General features: G+C 36.9%; 26 protein-coding genes. 5 read left to right on the top strand and 21 right to left on the bottom strand.

The genetic code is table 11. The features are described from left to right. Window positions 1-129 precede the first annotated feature (129 nt). Both ACUN26_RS01345 and ACUN26_RS01340 read right to left on the bottom strand, forming a co-directional pair. Window positions 130-426: a WXG100 family type VII secretion target gene (locus ACUN26_RS01345; RefSeq protein ID WP_000918602.1), complete on the bottom strand. Its 297-nt coding sequence runs from the start codon at window positions 424-426 to the stop codon at window positions 130-132. 250 nt (window positions 427-676) lie between these two features. Beyond that, window positions 677-1,306: a hypothetical protein gene (locus ACUN26_RS01340; protein ID WP_000913413.1), complete on the bottom strand. Its 630-nt coding sequence runs from the start codon at window positions 1,304-1,306 to the stop codon at window positions 677-679. Between the two features lie 300 nt (window positions 1,307-1,606). On the opposite strand from ACUN26_RS01340, the gene ACUN26_RS01335 reads away from it, so the two are divergent. Then, window positions 1,607-2,392, top strand: coding sequence for a hypothetical protein (locus tag ACUN26_RS01335; protein ID WP_000418483.1), 786 nt, complete (start codon window positions 1,607-1,609; stop codon window positions 2,390-2,392). A 181-nt stretch (window positions 2,393-2,573) separates the two neighbouring features. Here ACUN26_RS01335 and ACUN26_RS01330 read toward each other — a convergent pair whose 3' ends face one another. The 11 genes from ACUN26_RS01330 to ACUN26_RS01280 form a co-directional block, all read right to left on the bottom strand. Beyond that, entirely contained in the window at window positions 2,574-2,954 is a 381-nt protein-coding gene (locus ACUN26_RS01330; RefSeq protein ID WP_000771813.1) for a BA_1872 family lipoprotein, read from the bottom strand. A gap of 196 nt (window positions 2,955-3,150) precedes the next feature. Next, window positions 3,151-4,122, bottom strand: a complete 972-nt coding sequence (locus ACUN26_RS01325; RefSeq protein WP_000544127.1) for an ABC transporter ATP-binding protein — start codon at window positions 4,120-4,122, stop codon at window positions 3,151-3,153. Then, window positions 4,115-5,107, bottom strand: coding sequence for an ABC transporter ATP-binding protein (locus tag ACUN26_RS01320; RefSeq protein WP_001291165.1), 993 nt, complete (start codon window positions 5,105-5,107; stop codon window positions 4,115-4,117). The genes ACUN26_RS01325 and ACUN26_RS01320 overlap by 8 nt, the downstream gene beginning before the upstream one ends. 26 nt (window positions 5,108-5,133) lie before the next feature. Next, window positions 5,134-5,985 carry an ABC transporter permease gene (locus ACUN26_RS01315; RefSeq protein ID WP_001065314.1) on the bottom strand — a complete coding sequence of 284 codons (852 nt, stop codon included), beginning with the start codon at window positions 5,983-5,985 and terminating at the stop codon, window positions 5,134-5,136. A gap of 6 nt (window positions 5,986-5,991) precedes the next feature. After that, window positions 5,992-6,942, bottom strand: coding sequence for an ABC transporter permease (locus ACUN26_RS01310; protein ID WP_000278782.1), 951 nt, complete (start codon window positions 6,940-6,942; stop codon window positions 5,992-5,994). A 177-nt stretch (window positions 6,943-7,119) separates the two neighbouring features. Next, window positions 7,120-8,709, bottom strand: coding sequence for an ABC transporter substrate-binding protein (locus tag ACUN26_RS01305; protein WP_000823575.1), 1,590 nt, complete (start codon window positions 8,707-8,709; stop codon window positions 7,120-7,122). A 183-nt stretch (window positions 8,710-8,892) separates the two neighbouring features. Continuing rightward, window positions 8,893-9,870 (bottom strand): ornithine cyclodeaminase family protein, encoded by a 978-nt coding sequence (locus ACUN26_RS01300; protein ID WP_000960269.1) that lies wholly within the window; start codon window positions 9,868-9,870, stop codon window positions 8,893-8,895. 168 nt (window positions 9,871-10,038) lie between these two features. Then, complete coding sequence (locus ACUN26_RS01295) at window positions 10,039-11,091, bottom strand: proline racemase family protein (RefSeq protein WP_445540867.1); 1,053 nt, start codon at window positions 11,089-11,091, stop codon at window positions 10,039-10,041. Between the two features lie 317 nt (window positions 11,092-11,408). Then, entirely contained in the window at window positions 11,409-12,611 is a 1,203-nt protein-coding gene (gene lhgO, locus ACUN26_RS01290) for an L-2-hydroxyglutarate oxidase (RefSeq protein WP_000271848.1), read from the bottom strand. Window positions 12,612-12,822: 211 nt separating this feature from the next. After that, window positions 12,823-13,761, bottom strand: coding sequence for a glutarate dioxygenase GlaH (glaH, locus tag ACUN26_RS01285; RefSeq protein WP_000022846.1), 939 nt, complete (start codon window positions 13,759-13,761; stop codon window positions 12,823-12,825). 503 nt (window positions 13,762-14,264) lie between these two features. Further along, window positions 14,265-14,618 (bottom strand): DUF3870 domain-containing protein, encoded by a 354-nt coding sequence (locus ACUN26_RS01280; protein WP_001225458.1) that lies wholly within the window; start codon window positions 14,616-14,618, stop codon window positions 14,265-14,267. Window positions 14,619-14,852: 234 nt separating this feature from the next. On the opposite strand from ACUN26_RS01280, the gene ACUN26_RS01275 reads away from it, so the two are divergent. After that, complete coding sequence (locus ACUN26_RS01275; RefSeq protein ID WP_002038052.1) at window positions 14,853-15,074, top strand: YflJ family protein; 222 nt, start codon at window positions 14,853-14,855, stop codon at window positions 15,072-15,074. Window positions 15,075-15,199: 125 nt separating this feature from the next. On the opposite strand, the gene ACUN26_RS01270 is transcribed toward ACUN26_RS01275, so the two are convergent. The 3 genes from ACUN26_RS01270 to ACUN26_RS01260 all read right to left on the bottom strand — a co-directional run bounded on the left by ACUN26_RS01270 (window position 15,200) and on the right by ACUN26_RS01260 (window position 18,226). Next, on the bottom strand, window positions 15,200-16,153 hold the full coding sequence (locus ACUN26_RS01270) for a TRM11 family SAM-dependent methyltransferase (RefSeq protein ID WP_000064982.1): 954 nt from the start codon (window positions 16,151-16,153) through the stop codon (window positions 15,200-15,202). A gap of 240 nt (window positions 16,154-16,393) precedes the next feature. Then, on the bottom strand, window positions 16,394-17,107 hold the full coding sequence (locus ACUN26_RS01265; RefSeq protein WP_000735161.1) for a hypothetical protein: 714 nt from the start codon (window positions 17,105-17,107) through the stop codon (window positions 16,394-16,396). A 69-nt stretch (window positions 17,108-17,176) separates the two neighbouring features. After that, window positions 17,177-18,226, bottom strand: a complete 1,050-nt coding sequence (locus ACUN26_RS01260; RefSeq protein WP_000930090.1) for a M42 family metallopeptidase — start codon at window positions 18,224-18,226, stop codon at window positions 17,177-17,179. Between the two features lie 127 nt (window positions 18,227-18,353). Here ACUN26_RS01260 and ACUN26_RS01255 point away from each other — a divergent pair, with 127 nt between their 5' ends. Continuing rightward, the gene (locus tag ACUN26_RS01255; protein ID WP_001027088.1) at window positions 18,354-18,533 is read left to right on the top strand and encodes a hypothetical protein; all 180 of its coding nucleotides are present in this window, start codon (window positions 18,354-18,356) and stop codon (window positions 18,531-18,533) included. A gap of 21 nt (window positions 18,534-18,554) precedes the next feature. On the opposite strand, the gene ACUN26_RS01250 is transcribed toward ACUN26_RS01255, so the two are convergent. The 3 genes from ACUN26_RS01250 to ACUN26_RS01240 all read right to left on the bottom strand — a co-directional run bounded on the left by ACUN26_RS01250 (window position 18,555) and on the right by ACUN26_RS01240 (window position 20,292). Next, entirely contained in the window at window positions 18,555-18,881 is a 327-nt protein-coding gene (locus ACUN26_RS01250; RefSeq protein ID WP_000109210.1) for a nucleoside triphosphate pyrophosphohydrolase, read from the bottom strand. A gap of 178 nt (window positions 18,882-19,059) precedes the next feature. Continuing rightward, on the bottom strand, window positions 19,060-19,371 hold the full coding sequence (locus tag ACUN26_RS01245; protein ID WP_000720138.1) for a hypothetical protein: 312 nt from the start codon (window positions 19,369-19,371) through the stop codon (window positions 19,060-19,062). A 132-nt stretch (window positions 19,372-19,503) separates the two neighbouring features. Then, window positions 19,504-20,292: an enoyl-CoA hydratase gene (locus ACUN26_RS01240; RefSeq protein ID WP_000454188.1), complete on the bottom strand. Its 789-nt coding sequence runs from the start codon at window positions 20,290-20,292 to the stop codon at window positions 19,504-19,506. 420 nt (window positions 20,293-20,712) lie between these two features. On the opposite strand from ACUN26_RS01240, the gene ACUN26_RS01235 reads away from it, so the two are divergent. Then, window positions 20,713-22,071, top strand: a complete 1,359-nt coding sequence (locus tag ACUN26_RS01235) for an O-antigen ligase family protein (RefSeq protein WP_000247544.1) — start codon at window positions 20,713-20,715, stop codon at window positions 22,069-22,071. Window positions 22,072-22,186: 115 nt separating this feature from the next. On the opposite strand, the gene ACUN26_RS01230 is transcribed toward ACUN26_RS01235, so the two are convergent. Continuing rightward, entirely contained in the window at window positions 22,187-23,656 is a 1,470-nt protein-coding gene (locus ACUN26_RS01230) for a SulP family inorganic anion transporter (protein WP_000486661.1), read from the bottom strand. Window positions 23,657-23,843: 187 nt separating this feature from the next. On the opposite strand from ACUN26_RS01230, the gene ACUN26_RS01225 reads away from it, so the two are divergent. Next, entirely contained in the window at window positions 23,844-24,308 is a 465-nt protein-coding gene (locus tag ACUN26_RS01225; RefSeq protein ID WP_000955010.1) for a hypothetical protein, read from the top strand. Window positions 24,309-24,343: 35 nt separating this feature from the next. Here ACUN26_RS01225 and ACUN26_RS01220 read toward each other — a convergent pair whose 3' ends face one another. Continuing rightward, complete coding sequence (locus ACUN26_RS01220) at window positions 24,344-25,900, bottom strand: fatty acid--CoA ligase (protein WP_000281986.1); 1,557 nt, start codon at window positions 25,898-25,900, stop codon at window positions 24,344-24,346. Window positions 25,901-26,126: the final 226 nt, after the last annotated feature.

Below are 26,126 nucleotides of genomic sequence, written 5' to 3'. Positions count from 1 at the left end.
TGCATCAAAGAAATCTCATAAAATATATATCCCTATCAATATCACTCGCTGGGCATGCAATCAAATGAGCCATACAATATAAGCTGTATGGCTCATTTGAAATGCTTGTTATATAGAGTATGACAATTTTTATTTCAAACCGAAATTACGTGATAATTCTTCATCATGAGAAGCAACGGCCTCTGCAGTTTTATTCAGCTGCATATTAATTTCTTGCAATAGCTGTGCAAAGTTTTGTACTTTTGGCTTTAATTCATTGAACTGTTGATCAAAACCTTCGAAAGCACGACCTTCCCATTCTCCTCTTAATTCATTTTGTAAGTTTTGTAATTGACTTAAAATATCCTCAATTTGATTTGCACCTTGTCCATATCGAGTCGCTTTTGATTTAAGCTCCTCTGGTGACATACGAATTTGTCCAGCCATTTTCATTTCCCCTTTAATACATAATGAGCAAAATATACATTGGTTAATTTTACTAAATATATTATAAAGTATTATTCTGAACTTTTAAACGTTTTATCTTTCTATTGAATATTAGAATATTAATATTCTACTTTTTCTTGCTTTACAAGATTTTATGCAAAAAAGACCACCAAAAGGCAGTCCCTCATAACGAAATTCTGTGTTAACTTATAACAAAAAAGAGGAGCCATCTCCTCTTCATAAATAAACACTATTTAATTTGTTCCTTATACTCATGGTTAACAAGTACATACCATTTTCCTGTATCAAATTTTTCTTTATTAATCACGTAAACTTTACTTTCTCTCATTACCTCCCCTGGTTTTAATCCCTTAGTAATAGTAGAGGTCTCGGCTTTTTCAACCGCATAACTACTAGCTGCCAACACATCACTTTGGTAAGCATTATCATTTTCATCCACTAAATCCACTGATGGTAAAACGGCTAATTTCATCGGTTCGTTTGTGATATTTTTCCCTTCTGCTTCTACAACAATAAAGACATGTCCATCTTCAGGTTTTTGGAATCCTATACTCTCTTTACCAACCTTATCTCTTTCTACAACTCTTTTTACAGTTACATCAAATTTAGGTGTATGAAAATCCTTGTTTACAGCATACTCTTTTTCTTTTATTTTTGATTTCTCTTTTGTTTGTTCTGTATTTTTCTGCTTTGTATTCTCTTTCGTTTTCGTCTCATCAGTTGTTTGCACTTTCTTTTCTTCTTGTTTAGAATTGGTTTCTTTAGATTCTGAAGAAGTTTTGTCGGATGTATTGCCGCAACCAGATAAATTGAATACTAAAGCGCCACCTAAAATACATGTAGTAAATTTTTTCAACATCTTTTTTTATCCCCCAATAACACGATATGTAAATTTCTTACTTATCATAGCAAAAAACACGATCTTAAATTGTTGCATCTTGTCGAATGATTAAGAATAATCAAGTTACTCCACGTCCTCTTTTATTATAAAGGTAAATATAAGTCTATATTGGGGTAGCATCAACATAGACTTATATGCTCTATAAAACCTGATATAATAGGTTTTTACACCCTTAGTGTACAATTTTTAACTTTCGGTAATGTGCCCCCTATTTGAAGGATAATTGAAATATTAAGACCAACTGATAGAGGTGTTTGCGTGGAATTATTTGAGTATTATAAAAAAAAGGGGAAGTTTAAGTGTTTAATTGGAACTGGGCTTTTTCTTTATGGATTAATTGGTATGTATAATACTTGGGGTAATATTAATTGGGGACCAGTAATCTTAATTATTATAGCTTCTCTTGTATTTTTTAGTATTGGATTTTGGCAATTAAGAAAAGGAAATTTACTAGAAAAAAATATAGTTAAAAATGATTTAACATTTTGGGATATTGATACTTATGTTTTGTTAGAATTACCCGGCAATAATAAACATTTAGGTTTATATACTCCTGATGGAAGATATGTAGCAGGAACAAAGATGATTTCTTCAACATTACCTATTTTAAAAAATAAAGAAGGTTTTGGATTGGAAGCAAGTGATGGAGAAATTCTTGCATATTTTCATAGTGAAGTTGAAAATTATGATTGGGCTATTTATGATTCCAATTATAATTGTGTAGGTATGTTTAAAGAAAATATGATACAAGGATTTGGAATGGTACGTGGTTCTTTGATGAGTGAAAAAGAGATAAAAATTTCTGAGATAGAAGTGGAATTTGATTTTTTCGAAACGTCTTTTCGTACAATGGATGATCGTATATTAATAAACTGCAAGAGGGGATATATGCCTTTAGAATGGAGTGAAAGATTTAGCTTAAATGTACCTATTATTAAATTAGGTAATAATATTTCTAATACTGAAAAAATATTTGGTTTAGGTATTCTTCTTTATATTTTAGAAACAATTAAAGTAAGAAAAAGTAGGATTTTTAATGATTAGAATTAAATATTTATATTATGAAATTTATTGAATCTTTTATTAGAGATTACATCGCCGAAAGTGAAATATTGTATATTTTAGAATTACTTTACGTTCACTTCTTGAAATTGATGAGCATTTGTTATGCCAGAACCAACTGGAAATGGAAACGGCAAGCGAGTATACTCCGCTTGCCGTTTTTTCATAGCTTCGTATGTATTTGAATTCCTTTCGCTTTCTCTTCTTCACCCTTCACACGTACAATTAAATCATATGATCCGGATTTTGGCGCTTCAAAAGAAAGCAGACCTTCTTTTTGAGAAGTGACTTCTTCTTCATAAATGACCTTATCGTCTTTTGTGACTTGCAATAAAATCGTACCTTCTTCAACTGCTGCCTCATAAGGAATTTCCACATTTCCTTTTTCAGCTTTAAGCGTTTGTACATCGTAATACCCCTGCAAAGAACCAATTGTTAAAGTCGTTTCGCCATTTTTTTGAACCTTTGTGACTTTTGTTGCTGTATTACATGCGCTTAACAATACAACAAGAGTGAAAATGAGAAATAAACGAAGCAATTTCATAGAGAGTCCCCCTTCCATTAAATATATTAAAGATAAAATATACAATCTAACATATCATTACAATTATAGTTGAAAAATAAGGAAAATTATATAACAGGAAATGCAACTATAAACAATCACTGACCATTAGTCTACAACCAATCCCACACCCCAGCACAAAAGAAAAAAGCACCAGGTCCCCCCTAGTGCTCTCCCTCTAAAACAAATGACAGGCCACCTGATGCCCTTTCGCAATCTCAACCATTTTCGGTACTTCCTGTGCGCATTTTTCAGTGGCGAATTTGCAGCGCGTTCTGAATTTGCAGCCGGATGGTGAGTTGAGCGGGCTTGGAACTTCACCTTGCAGAATGATTCGTTCTTTTCCTGCGTTTGTTGGGTCTGGTTCTGGCATGGATGAGAGTAGTGCTTGTGTGTATGGATGTGCCGGTTTTGTGTATAGGTCTTCGCTGTCGGCAATTTCTACTATGTTTCCTAAGTACATGACTCCGATTCGGTCTGATATGTGTCTTACCATGGATAGGTCATGTGCGATGAATAAGTATGTGACGCCTGTTTCTTCTTGGATGTCTTGCAGCATGTTTACGACTTGCGCTTGGACTGAGACATCTAGTGCTGAGATTGGTTCGTCGCATAAAATGAAGTCCGGTTTTACAGATAGTGCACGCGCGATGCTGATGCGCTGGCGCTGGCCTCCACTAAATTCGTGCGGGTAGCGATATAAGTGTTCTTCTTTTAATCCTACCTTTTTGAGCAGGTCTAATATGATTTCTTTTTGTTCTTCTTTTTCGTAAGAGCCGTGAATGTTCATTGGCTCGCTAATAATTTGGAATACATTCATTGCCGGGTTTAATGATGCGTATGGATCTTGGAAAATGATTTGCATTCGTTTTCGATATTCTTTTAGTTCACTTTCCTTTAAACTTGCGATATCTTTTCCATCAAATAAAACGTTACCTGAAGTGACATCGTGTAAGCGAATGATACTTCTTCCTGTCGTTGATTTTCCGCATCCAGATTCTCCTACTAACCCGAATGTTTCACCCTTTTTAATAGTGAAGCTTAAGTCATCGACTGCTTTTAATTGCTCTGTTTTTCTGCCGAATAGTCCTTTTTTAATAGGAAAATACTTTTTTAAGTTCCGAACTTCAATTAAGTTTTCTTCATGCATGAAAATCACCTACCGCCCTATCGTTTAGCCAGCACATGGAACGTCTTTCGTTTCCGATTTCAAAATATGGTGGACGTTCTTTTTCACAAATGTCCATCGCATGCGGGCAACGCTCTGCGAACGGGCAACCTTGTGGTGGGTTTAATAAGTTTGGTGTTACACCTTGAATCGGAGCGAGTCTTTCTTTTACGCCGTTCGCTATTTTTGGCAGAGAGTTTAATAGCCCTTTCGTATATGGATGATTCGGCGATTGGAAAATATCAAGTACAGGTCCTTCTTCCATAATAAGTCCGCCATACATAACGATAACGCGTGTACAGTTTTGTGCGACTATTCCTAAGTCATGCGTAATAAGAAGTAACGCCATGTTCGTTTCGTTTTTTAAGTTTTTCATTAAATCTAGTATTTGTGCTTGTATCGTTACATCAAGTGCTGTCGTCGGTTCGTCCGCAATGAGAAGGTCAGGGTTACAAGACATCGCCATTGCGATCATAACTCGCTGCTTCATACCTCCGCTTAGTTCATGCGGATATTGTTTCACCCTTTCTTCTGGTGAAGAAAGACCGACTTGTTTTAACAAGTTGACCGCGATTTGCTCTGCTTCTTTCTTTTTCACTTTTTGATGTCGTATAATTACTTCCGTCATTTGCTTCCCAATTTTCACGACTGGATTTAGCGCCGACATTGGATCTTGAGAGATAAGTGAAATTTGATTTCCTCGAATAGAACGCAATTCTTTTTCAGATTTAGAAAGGATGTTTTCATTATGAAAAAGAATCTCTCCTTCTTTCACTTTCCCTGGCGACGTAACGAGAGACATAACGGACTTTGCCATTACACTCTTTCCGCTTCCAGACTCCCCAACGATACCGACTACTTCTCCTTTATTTAAGCGGAATGTAACGCCGCGAACTGCTTCAACTTCGCCACTTTCTATGAAAAAAGAAGTCTTTAAATTTTTCACTTCTAGTAGTTTTTCAGACACGTTTCTCACTCCTTTCACTTAACACGTTAGTTTTCATGTCCAGCTCCTTTTGGCGCGAAAGCTTTCTTAAGCGCTTCACCAATTACGTTAAAACTAAGTACCGTTAAAAGGATAAGAAATCCTGGGAAGAGTGTTAAATACCAAGCTTCACCAATATATCCTTGCGCATTGTTTAGCATGCTGCCCCAAGAAGAATCTGGTTCTCTAATACCTAATCCTAAGAAGCTAAGTGATGATTCCATTAAAATCGATGTCGCAATAGTTAATGTCGCGGCGATTATAATGGTTGATAAAATGTTAGGAATGATATGTCTTACAATTATCATGAGTGATTTTTGTCCTGATACTTTTGCGTATAAAACGTACTCTCGCTCTTTTACAGATAACGTTTCTGCCCTTACGATACGCGCAGTGTCCATCCACGTTAGTAATCCAATAATAAGAACTAACGTCGTAATTCCTGGTTTTAAATACGCATTTAATAGTAGCATTAAAAAGAATGATGGAATTGACATAAGTACTTCAACAACTCGCATTAAAAAGTTGTCTAACTTTCCGCCAAAATATCCGCTAATTGTTCCAACTGCAGTGCCGATTGTAATAGAAACAACCATCGCAAGGAAACCGACTGCAAGTGAAACGCGTCCGCCATATAACGCCCTCGTTAAGTAATCCCTTCCATAATCATCCGTTCCGAAAGGATGACTTAAACTCGGTTCTTGTAAACGATCTGGAATCGACATTTTACTAGGATCGTATGGCGATACGAATGCAAAAATTGATGCGATCGTTAAAACCGAAAGTATAATAACTCCCATTACTACAAACTTATTTTTCGTAAAACTACTTTTTATCGTTTGAAATCTCCTATTATTCATTCCAAATCACCCCCTCATGCGAATGCGCGGATCTACTACGCCATATAAAATATCAGCAATTAAGTTACCGAGAATTAACATGAATGATGATAGTAATGTAATTGCCATGATAATCGGATAATCAAATCTAAAAATAGCATTTACCCCAAGTGAACCAAGTCCTGGCCATGAGAATACTGTCTCCGTAATAAACGCTCCGCCTACTAAACTTGGAATCGATAATCCGAAAATTGTAATGATCGGTATTAATACATTTCGAAGCACGTGATTAAATAACACTGTTTTCTTTGAAGCACCGTACGCATATTGAATTTGTACATATTCTTCTTCTAATTGCTGAATCGTACTTGAACGAATATATCTCATATAAACAGATACGTTTTGGAACGCTAGCACCATGCAAGGTAAAATGCCGTGTTGCACAATATCCCAGACAGAATCTTTACCTACGGTGCGCATACCCATACTCGGAAATAGGTTCAATTTTAAAGAGAATAAGTAGACTAATAGTAGTGCAAACCAGAAAACCGGCATAGAAATACCAACGTATGAAATAAAGTTTATAATGCGGTCAAAGTATGAATTCTTTTTCACACCTGTAAATAATCCAAGTGGTATTGCGATTACGAATGAGACGAGTAAAGATGATCCCATTAACCCAATTGTTGCAGGTAATCTTTCTGTGATAAGTTCCAAAACAGGACGATGATTTTGAAGTGAGTAACCAAAGTTTCCTGTTAAAATGTTTTTCAACCATAAAAAATACTGCACGTAAATGGGTTGATCTAGTCCTAAACTTTTGCGAATACGCTCCACGTCAATTGGACTCATATTCGGCGTGACAAAGTTTCGAACCGGATCCCCTGGCGCTAATTTTATTAATAGAAAAGAAATAATAGAAATAACAAATAAAAGTGGAATTGCATTTAAAAGCCTCTTTGCAATTACTTTATACACAAACTTCCCCCCTCAGGATAAAGCGAAACTTTAATCAGCCTGCACCAATTAGGCTTTAACGGACAATCCGACGACTCCCGCCTTACTTCCTCGCATTCATCGAGTTTTGAGGCGGGAGCCTTACTGCCCGTTAAGCGGGATAAAGAAGCTGATTTCCACCAGCTTCTTTACTGTTTCTTATTTCACTTCATAAATCTTAGATAGATCTTCAAACATTGTGACAGGAATTGCTTTCGCTTCTTTCAATCCATCAAACTTTTTATCTACTGCAATAACTGCTTTCGGATATGCGATTGGTAGATAAGGTACGTCTTCTCTCGCTGTCTCTTGAATTTTATGGTATAGCTCTGCGCGTTTTGTTTTATCTGTTTCAACTGCAGCTTCTTCCCATAACTTATCGAAATCAGCGTTTTTATATCGTGCATAATTGTATTCCGCATTACTTAAGAATAAGCTCTTATATGAATCTGGCTCAGGTCCCATAATGTAACCACCAAATGTAATGTCATATTCTTTATTCTCTTTATCTAAGCCTTTTTCGCTTGCCGCACTAGCATCTAATGCATTTAGTTCAACTTGTAAGCCAACTTCTTGTAATTTTTGTTGTGTATATAGCGCTAAGCTTTCCATAATTTTATTATTCGTTACATACATAACTCGTACTTTTTCTTTATCTTTCACACCAGCTTTTGCTAATAAATCTTTCGCTTCTTTTTTATCATACTTATAGTCTTTAATATCTTTCGCATAATACATAGCGTCTGGCGTTAAGATTGAATTTGCTGGTTCTGCAAATTCACCTGAAACGAATGCTGAGTTAATCATTTCTTTTTTATCTAACGCATGCGCAATTGCTTGGCGTACTTCTTTTTTCTTCATCAAATCTGTATTCATGTTATAAGATAAGTAGAATAATCTACCTTCAGGGAATGTCACCATTGAGAAGTTCCCAGTGCTATCTAATTTCTTAAAGTCTTGCGGCTCAATCATCTTCATGTTGATTTGACCATTTTGCAGTGAAACATTTGCTGTATTACGGTCTTTTACAACACGATATACGATAGAGTCTAATTTAGCTTTACCACCTACATAATCATCGAATCGATCTAATGCAACGTACTCATCTGATTTATACTCTTTAAACTTAAACGGACCTGATCCAACAGGCTGTAAGTTTTTCGTACTCTTCGCTAAATCTGCTTCCCCTTCAAATACATGTTTCGGAATTGGGAAGAAATCATTCATTACACCTTCGAAAGATGCACTTACTTGCGGTAAAACAAATTGAGTCGTTAACTCATCTACTTTTTTCACCTCAAGCGGTTTTCCTTTAAAAATAAAGTTTTCACGACTTGAGCTATTTTGCTTCTCATCTAAAATAGATTGGAATGTAAATGCTATATCGTCTGATGTAATTTTCTTACCATCATGCCATTTTAAATTATCTTTTAATTTCAACGTCCACGTTAATTGATCTTCTGAAGGCGTAAAGCTCTCAGCAAGAACAAACTTTTTCTTACCGTCTTCCATGTGATATAGCGGCGCATATAAAGCTTGCTGCACAGTTAATGACACACGATCATTCGCATAAAGCGGATTCATCGTATCTGGATTATCGCTAACACCAATCGTTAACGCCCCTCCATCTTTCGGATTCCCTGACTTACTAGTGCCCGCTTGCTTCGAAGAATCTTTTTCCCCAGAACAAGCCGCTAATGCAATAAGTAGTATTAGGACAAATGGTAATGCAAATAACTTCCGTTTCATCTTTCGGCCCCCTCGAACTGTTTATACCCATAAGAAAACTCGGAATTAATTCCGAGTTTTCTTATAAGTTTTAAATTACCACTACCAGTATATAAAGTCAAACTTTTTTGTAAATGTTGAAAGTTTTAAATCTATTAATAGAAACGAATACCTCCCACAAAAAAAGACCACCAAAAGGCAGCCTCAAAACTCAATCCTATTCCCTATCCCATGCTCCACCGCTTTCTCATACAAATACTTCGCAACGATAATATCTACTACGGCCAAGCCAACTGATTTGAAAATAGTAATCTCTTCCTCATTCTCTCTACCAGCTTTTTCACCGCTTATAATTTGACCAAGTTCGGCGTGTATGTCGCTAGCTTTAAATAAACCTTCTTTTATTGGCACTTGAAGATCGCCCGTTTCTTCTAATGCTGCTTCTTTTGATTCGACTACTACTTTGTTTGCGTTCGCGATGGCGTGAGATGGTAGTTCTTGCATGCTCGGTCTGAATGAACCGACGGCGTTTATGTGGACACCTTTTTGTAGTTTTTCTGAGAAGACTGGTGTGGATGCATTTGTTGTTGTGACGATGATGTCTGCTTCGCTTATCGCTTCATTTGGATTTCTATAAACGTAAGCAGGTTTGCCGAATGTCGTTTGTATATGTTGCGCGAATGCATACGCTTTTTCTTCCGTTCGATTGTATAAAATGACCTTTTCAATATTTCTAACCGCTAATACTGCTTCTGCAATTCCTTTCGCCTGTTCACCGGTTCCAATAATACATAAAGTTTTTGCGTTATGACGAGCTAAATGTTTTGTTGCTACTCCTGATAAGGCACCTGTTCGGATCATCGTTAAGTACGATCCTTCTAAAAGTGCGAGTGGTTCTCCCGTTTGAAAATCTGATAGCATTACAATCCCGTTTATCGTTTTCTTTCCTATCTTTTTGTTCTGCGGGGCGACTGTTACTACTTTTAAGCCGAGCGCCTCAAGTCCTTCCGCTACTGAAGGCATAATTAATGCCGTATTTTGTTCGCTTGCAAATGGTAATGAAGTACGTATTGGTGTGATTGTTCTTTCTGCGGAAAATTCTTGTAAAGCAAGCGCCGCGTATGCAATGACTTCGTTCATATTTACTAAATTTCTTTGTTCTTCTGCGCTTATAACTAGCATATCTTTCCACCTCCTCCTTCTATCCCGTATTAACGGGCAGTAAGACTCCCATCTGAAAATTCGGTTGGACAAAGAAGTTATATGGGAGATCAACTGCCCGTAAAAACCCGATTGGTGTGGGCTAATAATCAATGGAGGATAAACCCCTCCGCTGATTAAAGTTTCACTTTATCCTAACAAAAATCCCCGATTCAAATCATCTCTCGGATCTAATACAAACTGATGAAATCCTGTAATAAATGCCTGCCCGGTTACTTTCGGAACGATTGCTTCATATTGAGCTACCTCTGTTACAGATAATACTTCTCCCACAAAATGACCATCTGTGATACATTCGTGGATAAAAGTTTCTCCCTTTTGTAAGGCACCTTTTTCAAAAAGAGTTGCGAGTCTCGCAGAAGTTCCTGTGCCGCAAGGAGAACGGTCTACTTGCCCGTCAGCAAAGATTGTCATATTTCGTAAAGTAGCATCTTTTTCTTTCGGTTCATCTGAGAAAATAACACCGTATATTCCTTTTAAACCTTCTTCCAATGGATGTTTTACTTCCATTTGACTTTCAATATCATGTTTAATTTTTCCGCCCCACGTTTGAATAGCAGGTAAGTCTTTGAAATCGACTTTCAAACCAAATTCTTTACTATCCACTACAGCATAAAAGGCTCCACCAAACGCGATATCTACTTGAAATTCATAGTTATCTATTTTGATAGGAACGTCTTTTTTATATACAAACGAAGGAACATTTTCAAATGATACTGACTCTACTTCACTCCCGTTAAACTTTGCGTACGCAATAACTTCCCCGGCAGGGCTATCAATAATGAATTTTTGCTTTTCACCAGTCACTTCAAACATACCTGTTTCAATTCCTACTGTAATAACAGCAATAATGCCGTGGCCGCACATCGTACTCCAGCCTTCATTGTGCATAAATAAAACACCAAAATCAGCGTGAGCACTTGCAGGCGGTGTAACGATACAACCATACATCCCGTGATGCCCTCTCGGTTCATACATAAGAATTTCACGAAGGTGATCCAAATGTTCCATACAGTATGCGCGTCTTTCTAGTTGCGTTTCTCCCTTTATCTCTGGCACGCCGCCCGTAATAATTCGAAGCGGTTCCCCAGCTACGTGCGCATCAATAGTTGTGTATATTTTGCTAACCTTCATTTCTATCTCTCCCCTATATATTAATACTATTTTCATTGCAAGTATCATGCCAACGGATAGAGTATAAAGTGAAACTTTAATCAGTAGGGAGTTTGTCCATCCCCGACTGATTATTAGCCCACACCAATCGGGCTTTTACGTGCAGCCCGATCCCCACCTAATTTCTTTGCTTTCGCTGAATTTTGAGGCGAGGGTCTTACTGCCCGGCGAATAGCGGAATAAATCTGTATACATTTTTCAAAAAAACATACACTACTGTCTACTTTTTTATACAGTAAACAGTTGGTGACTATTAGCCTCCAATTTAGCCCCACACTCACCATACCTCATAACAAAAAAATCCCCCGAAAACCCTGGGGGATCCATCAAACCCTCACCGCCACCACATCCGGCACTTGCTTAGCAATTTCCTCACCAATCTTTATACTTGCCGTTGCAGCTGGAGATGGTGCATTACAAATATGTAGAGAATTGATGCCAGGAATAATGCAAAAGTCATCAACCATATTTCCGTTTGATAAAATAGCTTGTGCCCTTACCCCTGCATGTGTTGGCACGATATCTTTCTCTGTTAGTTCTGGTATGAGGCGCTGTAAGCTTTTTAAAAATGATTGTTTACTAAATGAGCGCACCATCTCTTTTATGCCTTCTTTCATATTTGGCATCGCCATTTTCCAAAAGCCTGTGTATGTCATTGTTTCCATGAAGTCTTTCATATTAAAGTCCGTTTTCGTATAACCTTCGCGCTTGAAGCTTACTACTGCGTTTGGTCCTGCATGTACGTCTCCGTTTATCATTCTTGTAAAATGAACACCTAAAAACGGGAATTCTGGGTTTGGAACTGGATAAATTAAATGTTTTACAAGATGGCGTTTTTCTGGGACAAGTTCGTAATATTCACCACGAAACGGAACAATTTTCATATCAGTTAATATACCTGTCTTTTTCGCAATGCGATCACTATGCAAGCCAGCGCAGTTAATGAGAAATTTCGTTTTAAATGTGCCTTTGTTTGTCTCAATTGTTACAGCATCTTTTTTCTCAGTAATACGCTCTGCGGTTGTTCCTAAGTGTACTTCACCGCCGCTTTCTTGAATTAAGCGAGCAAATGCATAACTGACTCCTTTATAATCAGCAATCCCGCAAGAAGGAACACGGATGGCCCCTAGTCCCTTTACATGAGGTTCAATTTCAGCTAATTCTTCCTTATCTATTTTTGAAATGTGTAAATCGTTTTGTAAGCCTCTCTCATATAAGTTATGTAAAAGAGGAAGTTCTTCTCTTTCTGTAGCGACAATTACTTTTCCGCACATGTCATAAGCGATGTCATTTTCTTTACAAAATTGAACCATAGCTGCATTTCCTTCTTTGGCAAACTTCGCTTTATAACTCCCTGGTTTATAATAAATGCCAGAATGAATTACTCCGCTATTATGTCCAGTTTGATGGTGTGCAAGTTCCTTTTCTTTTTCAATGATCGCGACTTTCGCACGAGGGAATTTTTTCGTTAAAGCCATTCCAGTTGATAGACCAACAATTCCTCCGCCAATAATTATAAAGTCATACACTCTAATTCCCCCTTAATCGTATAAAGTGAAACTTTAATCAGTGGGGTTTCGTCCATCCCCACTGATTATTAGTCTTCACCAATCGGGCGTTTACAGGCAGTTAATCTTCCACCTAACTTCTTTGCTTCAGCCGAATTTTAAGGTGGGAGTTTTACTGCCCGGCAAATAGCGGGATAAAAGGCAGGTCTATTCAAAAGACCTGCCGTACATATTATTTAGAAAAACAACCGCGCTGACGCATGAGTTCTCTATATAAATCTTTATTCTTCTCAAATGCAGCTCTTCCGTGCATCCAAAATAAATTGTTTAAAAGAACTAAGTCACCAACTGGTAATTTTAATGCATGTGTTGCCTGTGAGTTTTCAACTGAATAGGATAAGTCTTTCAAATAGTTTGCTTGTTCCATATTATCTGGATAAGCGAACTGATCAATAAAGCAAATACATGGTGCGTTATTTATATCAAAAAACGTTTCACGATAGACGATTTCTTGCGCATTTTTACTTGGTGGTGCTTTATACGTAATTTTAACAGATGCGAGTGAATGGTTTCTAAATTTTTGAAGATCTTCCCAATCGTCTAAATGTAGTAAACGAGATTCTCCTCCTACTGCATTTTGCTCTTCCATTTTCATCATAAGAAGCCAATCTGTCGGTTCATCAACGAATGTACCGTCCGTATGAAGTGTAAACAATCGGTACGCTTGACGAAGGTAAGAATCACTACTATCCGTATCTTTCACATTAAATCTTGCATAATACGTTCCTGTCATTGCATCGAAGTTTGGTGCCCCAATTAAATGTGTTATTGCTGTTGCAAATTTCACGTAATCTGCTGGATCTGCCGTTTCACCTTGCACCCCAATTGTAAATCCGCCCGTTTCACGGTCATGAATAATGCCGCGAATGTTATCCATAAATGATTGCCCAAAAATCTTTCTCATTCCATCAGCAAGATTAAACCGTGAATACGGAATGTATTGTAATGACTGCTCTGAATGCTCTTTTACCTCTTCAAAAAACTGCTTAAGCAATTGCTGATTTAACATAATATGATATAAACGTTTATGCTCCGGATGAGGAATAATTTCATAACCCTCATATTTTTTTGCAAACTTCATCTTCGTACTTTGTTCTGTAATAATCGACATTTCAATTCCTCCCTAAATGAAATATGAAGAACGTATTGACGCTTTTTACAGACAGTTATCCTTATCTTCTTATGCCGAGATTTGGTCTTACTGCCCTAACAGCAAAAAGCCAGTCATACGCACCACGACAGAAAATCGTAGAAACGTACAACTGGCTTATCATTACGAGTGTCTTTAATCTCTTAAAGTACAATAATAATAGACAGTTCATATGAAAACATGTGTAAACAGGAAAACAAGATCGAATTTAGAGAAGGCTAATTTCTCGAATGGATCTTATTAATTAAATAATAATTCTAAATATTATAACTGTCAATTCGTTTTTTATTATTTCCTCGACATACTTTACACATTTTATAAATCCCCTTTTTTCGCTTCTTGTTTTACAACTTGAATTTCTTTTCACGTATTCATCTTACTTACTCCCAAATAAAATAAGCCAGTCGCATCTCTTTAAAGGAAATACAACTGGCTCTCATTTATCGTTATAAACTAGACATTGATTATAAATTTGTTTCCTCGTACTCTTCCACAGGCTTTTCATCATTTAAATAACTTACATATTGGCGATGCAAATCTTTGACCGCACTGACGATAGCATTTTGCGCTTTTCCTTGATAATGATCTGTAATATCTTGCACAATTTCTTCAATACCATCTCGTAAACTATGTCCTCTTAAAATTTGGGCGACGAAGCCTCTCCCGTGCTCTGTTGCAAGCGTACATGACGCTTCAATAATGACATGATATTTATGATCTGCTTCAATTGTAATTGTTAACGTTTCGTACATACTGCGAACCGCCATCCCTTTCGGAAGTCTCGAATGTCCAGCCATGAAAAAAGTTCCTTTGCGCATATTTCACCCTCCGTTACTATGTTAAAAGCCAGAAAAGCATCGTATACAGCTGCATTGAATTTTATTTACTCCCCTTATCCTTCTAGCTCGTACTCCTGCTAAAGAAGCTCAAGTGGAAAGAAGCTACTCTCTTCATTTTCAAATATAAATCCGGGCTTACAGCGAGGCTACTCACTGCCATCCGATACTAAATTAATCATAATATAAATAAACTGAATATTCAATATTAATTTGATGAGAAAGTTCCAAATCCCCACAACATATACTGTTCAAAAGAAAAAAGGAAGTGGTCTCATGTATTACGGAACAAAAGGCTGGTACGTAGCTGAACTTAAAAAATTAGGTGTCCGCTATCATGAAGGACGAAAACTAGAAAGTTACCGCGGACACGTATTGCGCAATTTATTAATCGTACAACAAGAGAAAACGAAAGAAGAGGAATCTAACATCGATTGATTCTCGAAATATATTAGCGGTTCAACATAGTATATCGACTTATCGACAAATCATCTCCCCATTCCACCAACCAATCACACATTCATACAAACCAAAAAGGCCACCCTAACGGGTGACCTTTTTTCTTATTCACAAACAAGAATTTGTCTAGAAAATGATCCTTTTCTTGTGATACAGCGGTCTGTAATTTCAAATCCCGCTTCATGAATCATGTCGTCCATTGTTTCCATCGTGACAACGACTACTTTTTTTGCGATACGGCGCGCACTTGAAAGAATCGAGAGTTGATCTTCTGGTGTTGCGTGCGTAAATAGGTCGTATGGCATATCGATAATTGCGACGTCGTAGTTCTCAGTAATTTCTTCAATTGGGCCTTTTGTTACTGTTCCTTCAAACCCGAAATGTGCGATGTTTTTTCTCGTTCCAAGAACTACAAGTGGATTTATATCTCTACCAACGATGTTAATCCCCATAGAAAGTGCTTCTACCACTACTGTTCCAATGCCACAGCACGGGTCAATTGCTCGTACTCCATCTGGGTTTGGTACAGCGATATTTGCGACAGCTCTAGCAACACGTGTGCTCAGTGATGTCGAATAGCTATGCGGTTTTTTTATGTGATGATACCAAACTGGATCACTTTCTACATAGTGCCCGAAGTACCAACGTCCTCCAAGAGGAACAATCCCGAATACGCGCTCTGGATTACGAACGTCTGCTTCTCCTTCAATATGCATACCGAGGTCTCGTTCAATAAGGCGTCTTTCCCCATATTCAATTTTATTTTCTTTACCAAGATCATTGATTTTAACGAAGATAACTTTGAATGTCGCTCCCGCTAAATCAATTTGTTCCACTTGTTCTAAAATGCTTTCTAAGTCGTCCCCTTCATACATAACCTCAACGCGCTCTTTAATAAACGGACTTCTACTCGGAGCAATCTTGACTTCACTTTTCAAAATATTAACGTGAGACTCCATCCCAAAGAACGAGCGCATTTCCAAGTAACATAAAGCACGCTCCTCTTCGCGAAACGCATACGTATATATACATGCAGGTGTTTTACTATGATTACTCAATCTATTATCATCCTTTATCGTTTAAAATTGTTATGATCACAATTACTCGAATATTTTTGTATATAAAATTAAATGATATCATATGCCGGAAATAAAGAGAAACCTTTCTAAATCCTTTCGCAAATAAAAGAGACTGCCTATTGGCAATCCCTTTATTTTTATTAACAGAAAGAAGATACATTCTGATCTTGTTCTTCATAGCAATCTAGCATACTACCATAAGTTGCTTCTCCTAATGTATCATTTGAAATTGTCCTTAACATATACATTCCCTTCCTCCAAAGGAAGCTTTTTCTGATCAATCCGTTTCGCTTTTCCCGTTTCAAGATCGGTTTGGAAAGTTGAAAAATACCACATTCCTTCTCCATTATCATAATTCCCAATAAGAAACTTCCCTTTATTTAAAGCTTTAAAACAAGTTCCTGTAATACCAAAATCATCTTCATCAATTTTCACTTCGAGCACTTTCCCTTTATGAATGTAAAAAGCTTTCACTGTTGAAAAATTAGAAGACTCACGTTGCAGTGCTATGAAAAAATCTGGTGTACCTTTACTTACAAATCCATTTTTTCTAGACGTATTAAATACAAACTCTCCAATTTTCGCCTCTTGCAAATATAATGTCGCGCTTGTAGATTGTAAGGCAAGCTGATATTCACCTTTATATATTTGATCCCCTTCTTGTGCACCAACCCAAGGTTCTTTTTGCGTTTCATGTTGTTCATTATTCGAAAAAACATGCAAAGTATACGCTTCTCCCTCAGTAGAATTCATTAAAACAGTGTAGCGACTTTGCACTTGTGGATTTATTTGTGAACCTTGTATTTTTCTACTCTCTTTTTTATTCCCCTGGGTATCCTCTACCTTCGTCACTACTTTTTCATCTGAACCTTCTTGAGCACATCCACTTAACATTAAACTTACAACGATACTCCCCATCAATAATTTTTTCATCTTGCCCCCCTAAATGAAAAGCTGATTAAAAATAATATTTTTAATCAGCCCACTTTATTTTCTATGAAATTAGTCTTCAATTAAATTAGACATTACATACGCATATACTAATGATTCTGTATGTGCAATGGAACTCTCATGCGTACGTTCAAAAGCGTGAGAAGAATCAATACCGGCTCCAATTAATGCATGTTTCACATCAAATCCAGCGCGAATCGCAGCTGATGCGTCAGATCCGTAGTACGGGTAAATATCTACTTTATATTCAATATTGTTCGCTTTCGCAAGTTCAACTAAATGTTTACGTAATGCATAATGGTATGGACCACTAGAATCTTTTGCGCAAATAGATACTGTATATTCATCAGATGTTTGTCCATCACCTAACGCTCCCATATCAACTGCTAAATATTCTACAGTTTCTTCTGGAATGTTAGAGTTTCCACCGTATCCAATCTCTTCATTATTAGAAATTAAGAAATGCGTCGTATATGGTAATGTTACATTTTCATCTTGCAATCTTTTAATTAATTTTAATAGAATTGCTACGCTTACTTTATCATCTAAATGACGTGATTTTATGTATCCACTCTCTGTAATTTGAACGCGTGGATCAAATGAAACGAAGTCTCCTACTTCAATTCCTAATTCGCGTACTTCATTCGCAGAAGAAACACGCTCATCAATACGAACCTCAATATTTTTCTCATCGCGTTTCGCTTCACCTGCATCTTTATATACGTGTACAGATGTTTGATGCATTAAAATCGTTCCTGTATACGCCTTACCGCTTGACGTTTCAATTTCGCAATATTCCCCTTCTACAGAGTTCCAGCGAAATCCGCCAATCATAGATAAACGAAGACGACCGTCAGATTTAATTTCTTTTACCATCGCACCTAACGTATCAACATGAGCAGTTAATAAACGATGTTGATCATCATTTTTCCCTTTTACCGTTAAAATAAGAGCGCCTTTATTATTACGCTTCGTCTCTACGTTCCACTCACTCACATAGTTTTCAATGAAATTAATAATTTTCGCCGTATTTCCAGATGGACTCGGAATAGAGACAAGCTCCTTAATGAGTTCCATCGTTTCTTTCGTATGATGTGCCATTGTCGTTTCCTCCTCATTTTCTCTATTATTCAGTATACAAAATTTGCTATGAAACCTCTACTTATATGGTCTAATTTTCTAAATTATAGTAAAATTCTCTTTAGTATGTAAAAAGGAGCTACAAAATATGAATATATCAAAAAAATATATACACATTGCACTCATTTGGTTTTTAGCATCATTACTTTGTTTACAAGTTTCTTATGCCGTTCATACTACTACTTCTATTACAATCGGCTGGGGATTAACGGCTATCTTCTTCATTATTAGCTTCATTGCAGCAAAAAAGCATAGCGTTAGTGAGTAACGCTATGCTTTTCCTATAAAACTATTCTTCTGAAACATCTAATAAATAAATCCCTCTTTCAAATCCACCGTGCTCTTCTTTTTTTTGCTTACGAAGGCGTTCTACGTCTTCAATTGTTGCTCCTTCTGCACGCGCTAATGACATAATCACTTCCAGTGCATCCGCAAGAGAATCTAACGCATGTTCACGCTCTTTCATAGAAGCAAATTCACGAACTTCTTCCGTTCCAATTTTCGCTAAAGCTTGTATGTATGCTTGGCCTGTTAATTTTTGTGCTGTATATGTTTTTCCAGACATTAATATTTTCTCTGGAACACGGTCTCTTACTAACTTGTTATAAGTTGACATCATTCATCCTCCTATGTTCAATAACACCCGAGCTCTGCTTTATCCCGCATTAACGGGCAGTAAAACTCCCACCTCAAAATTCAGATGGGGCAAAGAAGTTAGGTGGGAGATCAACTGCCCGTAAACGCCCGATTGGTTCAACTAATAATCAGTGGGGGATGAACAAACCCCCCACTGATTAAAGTTTCACTTTATAGAAAAACCACTCTTTTTTCACACACGCACTTAACATATCAATTCCTGATCCGTGCGCCCTTACATGCGGGAAGAAATAGTGCTCTGATTTTTCTTCTTTATTACCATATAAAGTTTGGTACTCATCTGGAATCGCTTCTTTTTTCACATCTTTTTCTTTCGTCACCCCGCCAGAAAACGCAACACTTGGATGCCCTTCAAAAAATAATGCAGTTCGTACAGCCATAGATGGTGTACTGTGCAAAGCATAATATACAAACAAAATTATACCGGTAATACCTATAATTTTTTTCATGTATGACTCCTAAAAAAAAGTGCTAACACAATTATACTAAAATGTGTTAGCACTTTCTCCCTTTTATCCCGAATTAACGGGCTAATAATCAGTAGGAAGTGAGCAAAATCCCTCACTAATTAAAGTTTTACTTTATTCCCCTTTAAATGCTGGTAGACGTTTTTCTAAAAACGCAGCAATGCCTTCTTTATGGTCAGCTGTTTGTCTCATCGCATATTGACCGCGTTTTTCAAGCTGCAGCGTCTGTTCTAAATTAGAGCGATTGACTTCACATAAAATTTGCTTCGTTTGAATCATCGCCTTAACCGGTTTTTGTAACCATTCATTAATTTTTTGTTTCACAGCTGTTTGGAAGTCCTCGCTGATTACTTCATCAATTAAGCCGATATCTAACGCTTCTGTTGCTGATAATTTCTTGCCTTCCCAAATAATTTGCTTCGTCATATTTTCACCGACGCGCTTTTGTAGGAAGAAATGACCGCCACCATCTGGAATTAAAGCGATTCCAATAAAGTTCATCGCAATAACTGACGATATATCTGCCATCACATAATCAGCAGTTAATGCAATACTTAATCCAAGACCAGCAGTTGGTCCATGAATTGCACTAATCACAAGCTTCGGCATCGTATATAAAGTTACAACGACTTCAGAAATGGTATTCATAATACCGTCAAACTTGCTTTCATCATTACTTGAAAGCATCGATTTAATATCCCCACCCGCAGAAAAACCACGGCCGTTCCCGCATAGCACAACAATATGCGCAGAACTCTCCGCTACTTCTTTCAACTTTTGTAATAGCTCTTTTAACGTTGGCTCATCTAATGCATTTAACACTTCTGGGCGATTGACCATCACCGTTGCTACGCTTCCTTCATATTTCACAACCACAGATTCTGTTTTACTCGTTACTTCCATCATATACCCCTCTTTTCTACATAAAGATTATACTTATATAATTATAGAAAACAGGTAAAAAATCCTTCTTTTTTCTTAATTTTCTGTCTAATAATCTCGCAATTTGTATATATCCTGTATAAAACATACCATTTCGTTAAAAAATATAGCAATCAAAGTCGTTTTATCCATACCTTTCATCTATCTATCATTACAATGAAATAATGTCTTCTTGCATGTACTGCTTAAAAACAAATATTGAAATTCATTCGCCTTACTATAAAGTGAAGGCTTTTACGGTCCGCAGGGCTTCCACCTAACTTCTTTGCTCCAGCTGAATTTTGAGGTGGGAGTTTTACTGCGCGGTAAATAGCCGGATAAAAAGGTATTTATCCCCTCACTCGGGTGCTGAAATAAAAGAATGAAGAAATGGAGGAACATATGGTTAATAAGTTGAAACAGACGGATAACTACTTCCCACATTTCCTACTGCTATTCATTGTGTTTCAACCAATTTTAGATTTACTAACATCTTTTTCAATCTATGTATTACACATGAGCGCAACAGTCGGAATCGTAGTCCGTTTCGCCTTTATGCTTCTTGCATCAGGGTATCTACTTCTTCATCACAAACAACAAGGTGCGAAAAAATACATTCTCTACTTATGCTTACTTGGAACTGTACTCACAATCGGCCTTGTTAATAATTTAATGGTCAAATCTCCAGTTTCTTTCGGAGAAGAAGTGAAATTCATTTTAAAAAGTGTATATCCAATGGTACTACTGTTTGGGTATATTATTGCTCTTAAAGAGTTAAAAAATAACGAATATGCGTTTCATAAAATCATTATCTATTTCTTATATGCAACGTTAATTTTGAGTATCTCAATTATTGTGGCAATGTTGACTAGTACAGATTTCCCAAGTTATCCGAACTCAAAGATCGGTTCAAGGGGATGGTTCTTTGCTGGAAATGAGTTAAGTTCCATTTTCGCCATTACGTTCCCCATCGTTGTCTTGTACTCAATTCATAAAACAACTTCTTTCTCGAAAATCTATTACTGGATTCCAACTGTACTTGCGATGTATGCAAGCATTATGATTGGAACGAAAGTAGGCTATGGTGCCATTGTTATTACACTTGGTATCGCTCTTTTTTTCTTATTCATTGAATATATTATTCATCGTAAAAAAGAAGGAAAAGGATTCACATATCTTGTAAATACAATTGTTGTTGCTATCGTATTAGGAGGTATACTCATACTTACACCATATACTCCTATCGCCAAAAACATGAGCATCCATTTACAAATATATAAATATAAAAATCCAGTACAAGAAGGAGAGGTAACGAAAGAAGAACGTGAGCAGGGTGAACTAACAGACTCTGAAATGAAGAGTTTAATTTACAGTGATCGTGACAAGTTTTTAAACGTATACAAACAATACTATAAAGACGCACCACTATCTCAAAAACTATTTGGAATGGGCTACGCTGGTAACTATACAACTACACCTAAATTAGTCGAAATGGATTTCTACGACCTATTCTTTGCGTTCGGCATTGTTGGATTCCTTATGTATTTGCTGCCGCTTCTTTATTTCGGTATTAAAATATTCATTCGCATCATCACTAACTTCAAGAAACTATTAAATGTAAAACATATGCTACTAGCTAACACACTCGTCTTATCGCTCGGCATCGGCTTTATGTCTGGTCACGTATTAACAGCACCAGCCGTAAGTATTTTCTTCGTTGTTATACTTGCTTATATGATTGTTGACTTGGGAATTGAATAACAAAAAGAAGGTACTCTGAAAAGTCCGTTATACTGGATTTTCGAGCACCTTCTTTTTATTTCATTCGTATTTTACATACTCTAAATTTTCTTTTGCGATATTTTTATTATACCGTCTAAACACCTAAAAACTTCAATTTCTCTTTCTGTTCGTCGTTCGCCATTACTACAATTGTTTTTTTAATACTTGGATGTACTTGTTCAAGCGTTACACTCGCTCCAGCTTTATTTGACTGCTCAACAAAATTTAATAATGCCATCGCTCCTGACACATCCATATAGCGCACATCTTTCATACGTAAAACAATCGGTGACTTCACATCTTGTAAAGTAGTAAAAATACGATCTACTGATAAGAAAGAGAGCGGTCCTTGAATCGTATACGTTGCTTCTCTTTCTTTTACAATCGAAGTTTTACGTTCTTTACATTTCACAATGTATAGGATGAAGGAAAGAATAATCCCGAATGCAACAGCGATCATTAAATCAAACTTCACTGTAACGATCATCGTTACGAGCATAACAATAACATCACCTTTTGGCGCTACATGCATTTTCTTCATGCTTTCCCAATCGAACATTCCAATACCCGTTAAAATTAAAATACCTGATAATACAGCAAGTGGAATGTATTGTACGACTGAACCGAGTCCCATAATGAAAATAAACAATATAACACTATGCATACTTGCCGAAAGCGCCGTTTTACCGCCACTTCTTATATTAACGATAGATCGTACAGTCGCCCCTGCACCTGCTAATCCGCCGAACAATCCGCTCATCATATTACCGATACCTTGTCCGACAAGTTCTTTATTACTTTTATGACGTGTACCTGTCACATTATCCATTACGACTGACGTTAATAAAGAGTCAATCGAACCTAATAAAGCAATACTAAGCGCTGGTAAAATAAGTTCTGCTAATCCTGTTCCACTTAAAGATGGAATATGAAGCGTAGGCATCGCTTCTGGAATCGTTCCAATCTTTTCAATTACTTTATTTAGTGAAAGATTTCCGATAATCGGTACCTTCACTGTAAGCCCTTCTAACAATGAAGAAAATAAAGGCAACAACGCAGTCACACCGACTAACGCAACTAAACTAGATGGAATGGCCTTAATCCATTTTCCAGAAACAATCATTACAATGATCGTTAATACTACGAGCAGAAAACTATTTTGCACGTGTTTTATTTCACCTAAAATAATAATCAGTGCAATACCGTTCATAAATCCTGAAACGACAGGATACGGAATATATCGAACGTAAGAGCCTAGCTTACATACCCCGAATAAAATTTGAAAAAGTCCCGCCATCATAAATGCTATAAAACTCGCCTCTAACCCGTGCGTCGCAATAACTCCTGTCGCGATAACCGTAATCGGTCCAGTTGGCCCAGTAACCTGACCAGGTGTACCACCAAATAACGCTGCGAATAAACCTGCAAAAATGGCACCATACAATCCGACCAGTGCTCCTTCAGACGTTCCCGTTGCCGCAATACCAAACGCAATGGCAAGTGGCAACGCAACAATCGCAACCGTAAATCCTGCTAAACATTCCTTTGCAATTTTTTGAAACATAAAATAACCACCTTCATATAAAGTCCACGTTCCATTGTACACCTAAAAAGATTTATTCGTTAGCGTACTTTTTACAGTCTCGTGAAGTAAACGTATTCAATGAAAAGTTTCCCCCTTACCTTTGGAAACAATTGCAACTATGCTATAATGAACAAATTAAATCTTTTACTATATACTTGGAGGCACTATGCTAACTTTTGAAGAAAAATTATCGATCATTGAATCTTTCCCTGAATTAGAAAGAAAGAACGTATCATTAAAACGCGTAAACTTTCACTTTGAAGAAAGTCGTTTAGATAAAAAGAACGTTGTATATCATTTACACCCAAATGGAAACGGATTTGTATATGCAAGCGGTATTAAAGGTTACAAAACGGACGATAAAGGTATGATTAACATCCGTGAATTTTCAGCGGAAGAATTACGTTCAGTAATTGAGCAATCAATTGAACTATTATCACAAGAAGAAGTAGTAATCCCTGCAGAACCTGCGAAAGAAGAAGAATGGCATAACGAAGATGGTCATATTCTTACTCTTATATCAGAGGATGACATGTGGAACGTTTATGCTGGCGTAAACTTAGACGGTACATTCAACTCTTATCCAGAAGCAGCGGAATACCTTGATGAAGAAGGTTTTTCACGTAAATAATAAAAATGCCTTTCCAAATTGGAAAGGCATTTTTATTATTTTTTCGTACCTTTTAACGACTCTCTCAACACAAATTTCTGCAGTTTCCCACTCGCATTACGAGGAAGTTCATCCACAAATAAATAATGACGTGGGCGTTTATAATCTGCTAATTCATCACTTTCTTTACAATACTTTTCTAAATCAGCTTCTGTGATCGCTTCATCTTTCTTTACAATAACGGCTACAACACGTTCTCCCCATAATTCATCAGGTTCACCAAGCACTGCAACATCTAATATACCAGGGTGACTATGGAGGTAATCTTCAATTTCACGAGGATAAATATTTACACCACCGCTAATTACCATATCATCCACGCGATCTGCAACGAATAAATAGCCGTCTTTATCAAAGTAACCTAAGTCACCTGAATGATACCATCCTTTATACAGCGATTTTGTGTTTGCTTCTTCACGATTATGATAGCCAGCCATCATAGTCGGACCGCGCAAAATAATTTCTCCCACTTCATAAGGAGGTAATACATCATCTGGCTCTGCAGGTGCATCTTCGTTCGGCTTTACAATACGAATTTCATGGCTAAAACATGGCGTCCCTGCTGAACCAGCTTTCGTAATTTGATCCTCTTCCACGAGAAACGCAACAACTGGCCCCATTTCTGTCATTCCGTATATTTGGACGAGATCAATATAAAGACGTTCTTTACATTCCTTCACTAAAGCCGGTGCCATTGCTGCTCCGCCATATATACCAATTTTCATCGAAGTTAAATCATATTGGGATAAATCTTTTTGCAGCAACATATTCCACATCGTCGGTGCTGCAAAGAACGTTGTAATCTTCTCTTCTTGAATCGTATGTAATACTGTTTCAGTATCAAAGTGATGCAAAATAACATTCTTTCCGCCAACTTGAATGCGCGGTATAATCCCAGCATTCAACTCACCACAATGATATAAAGGTGCTACTACAAGCCCGACACTATCCCTGTTATATTTTAAGAAATACGTACAAATCATACTATGCTCAGTCATTTCACGATGACGATGCAATACGCCTTTCGGATGCCCTGTCGTACCGCTCGTATAAAGCATAGAGCAATAATCCATTTCATCAATTTCGATATCTACTTTCTCAGAAGATGCTGCATTTACTTTTTCATGGTAGGAGCTTGCATAGGAAGGTTTATCGTCTTCTACATACCAAAAGGATGTATTTGGAAAATCCCTTTCAATCATAGCAACAGTTGACTCAACTGCTTTTTCAAAGACAACTACTTTCGAGGATGCGTCCTGAAGAATATAAGATACTTCTTTCGCTTTTAAGCGGAAATTAATTGGATTAAAGATTGCACCAATTTTTGCACAAGCTAAGTAAACGTTTACAAATTCACGACAGTTATATAAGTAAACAGATACACAATCTCCCTTTCTTACTCCCTCTTCTAATAGAGCGTGCGCCGTTTTATTTATTTGTTCATCCCACTGTTTATACGTCCAGCGAATATTTTTTTCTGGTTCCACTAACGCCTCTTTATTCGGATACTTACCAACAGATAAATCAAAAATTCTCCCTATCGTCATGTACATGCCAACAATTTCCCCCTTTTCTCTTTCATAAATCTATCATTTCGTCTATAAGTAGACATTGTCCTCTATAAAATTGACTAATTTTTCTGATTATTATCGACATAGTTTTACAAATGAAGGTATGTTTTGATTCACTTCTCAGTAAATAAAATTATATCGGCGGTTTTTTGAATATATCGACCGCAACTTGAAATATATCAGCGATTTTTAAAATATATCGACCGCA

The organism is Bacillus sp. WC2503 (genome assembly GCF_052682895.1).
The sequence above is the reverse complement of the archived record's forward strand: the minus strand, read 5'-3'. Positions and strand labels throughout refer to the sequence as shown.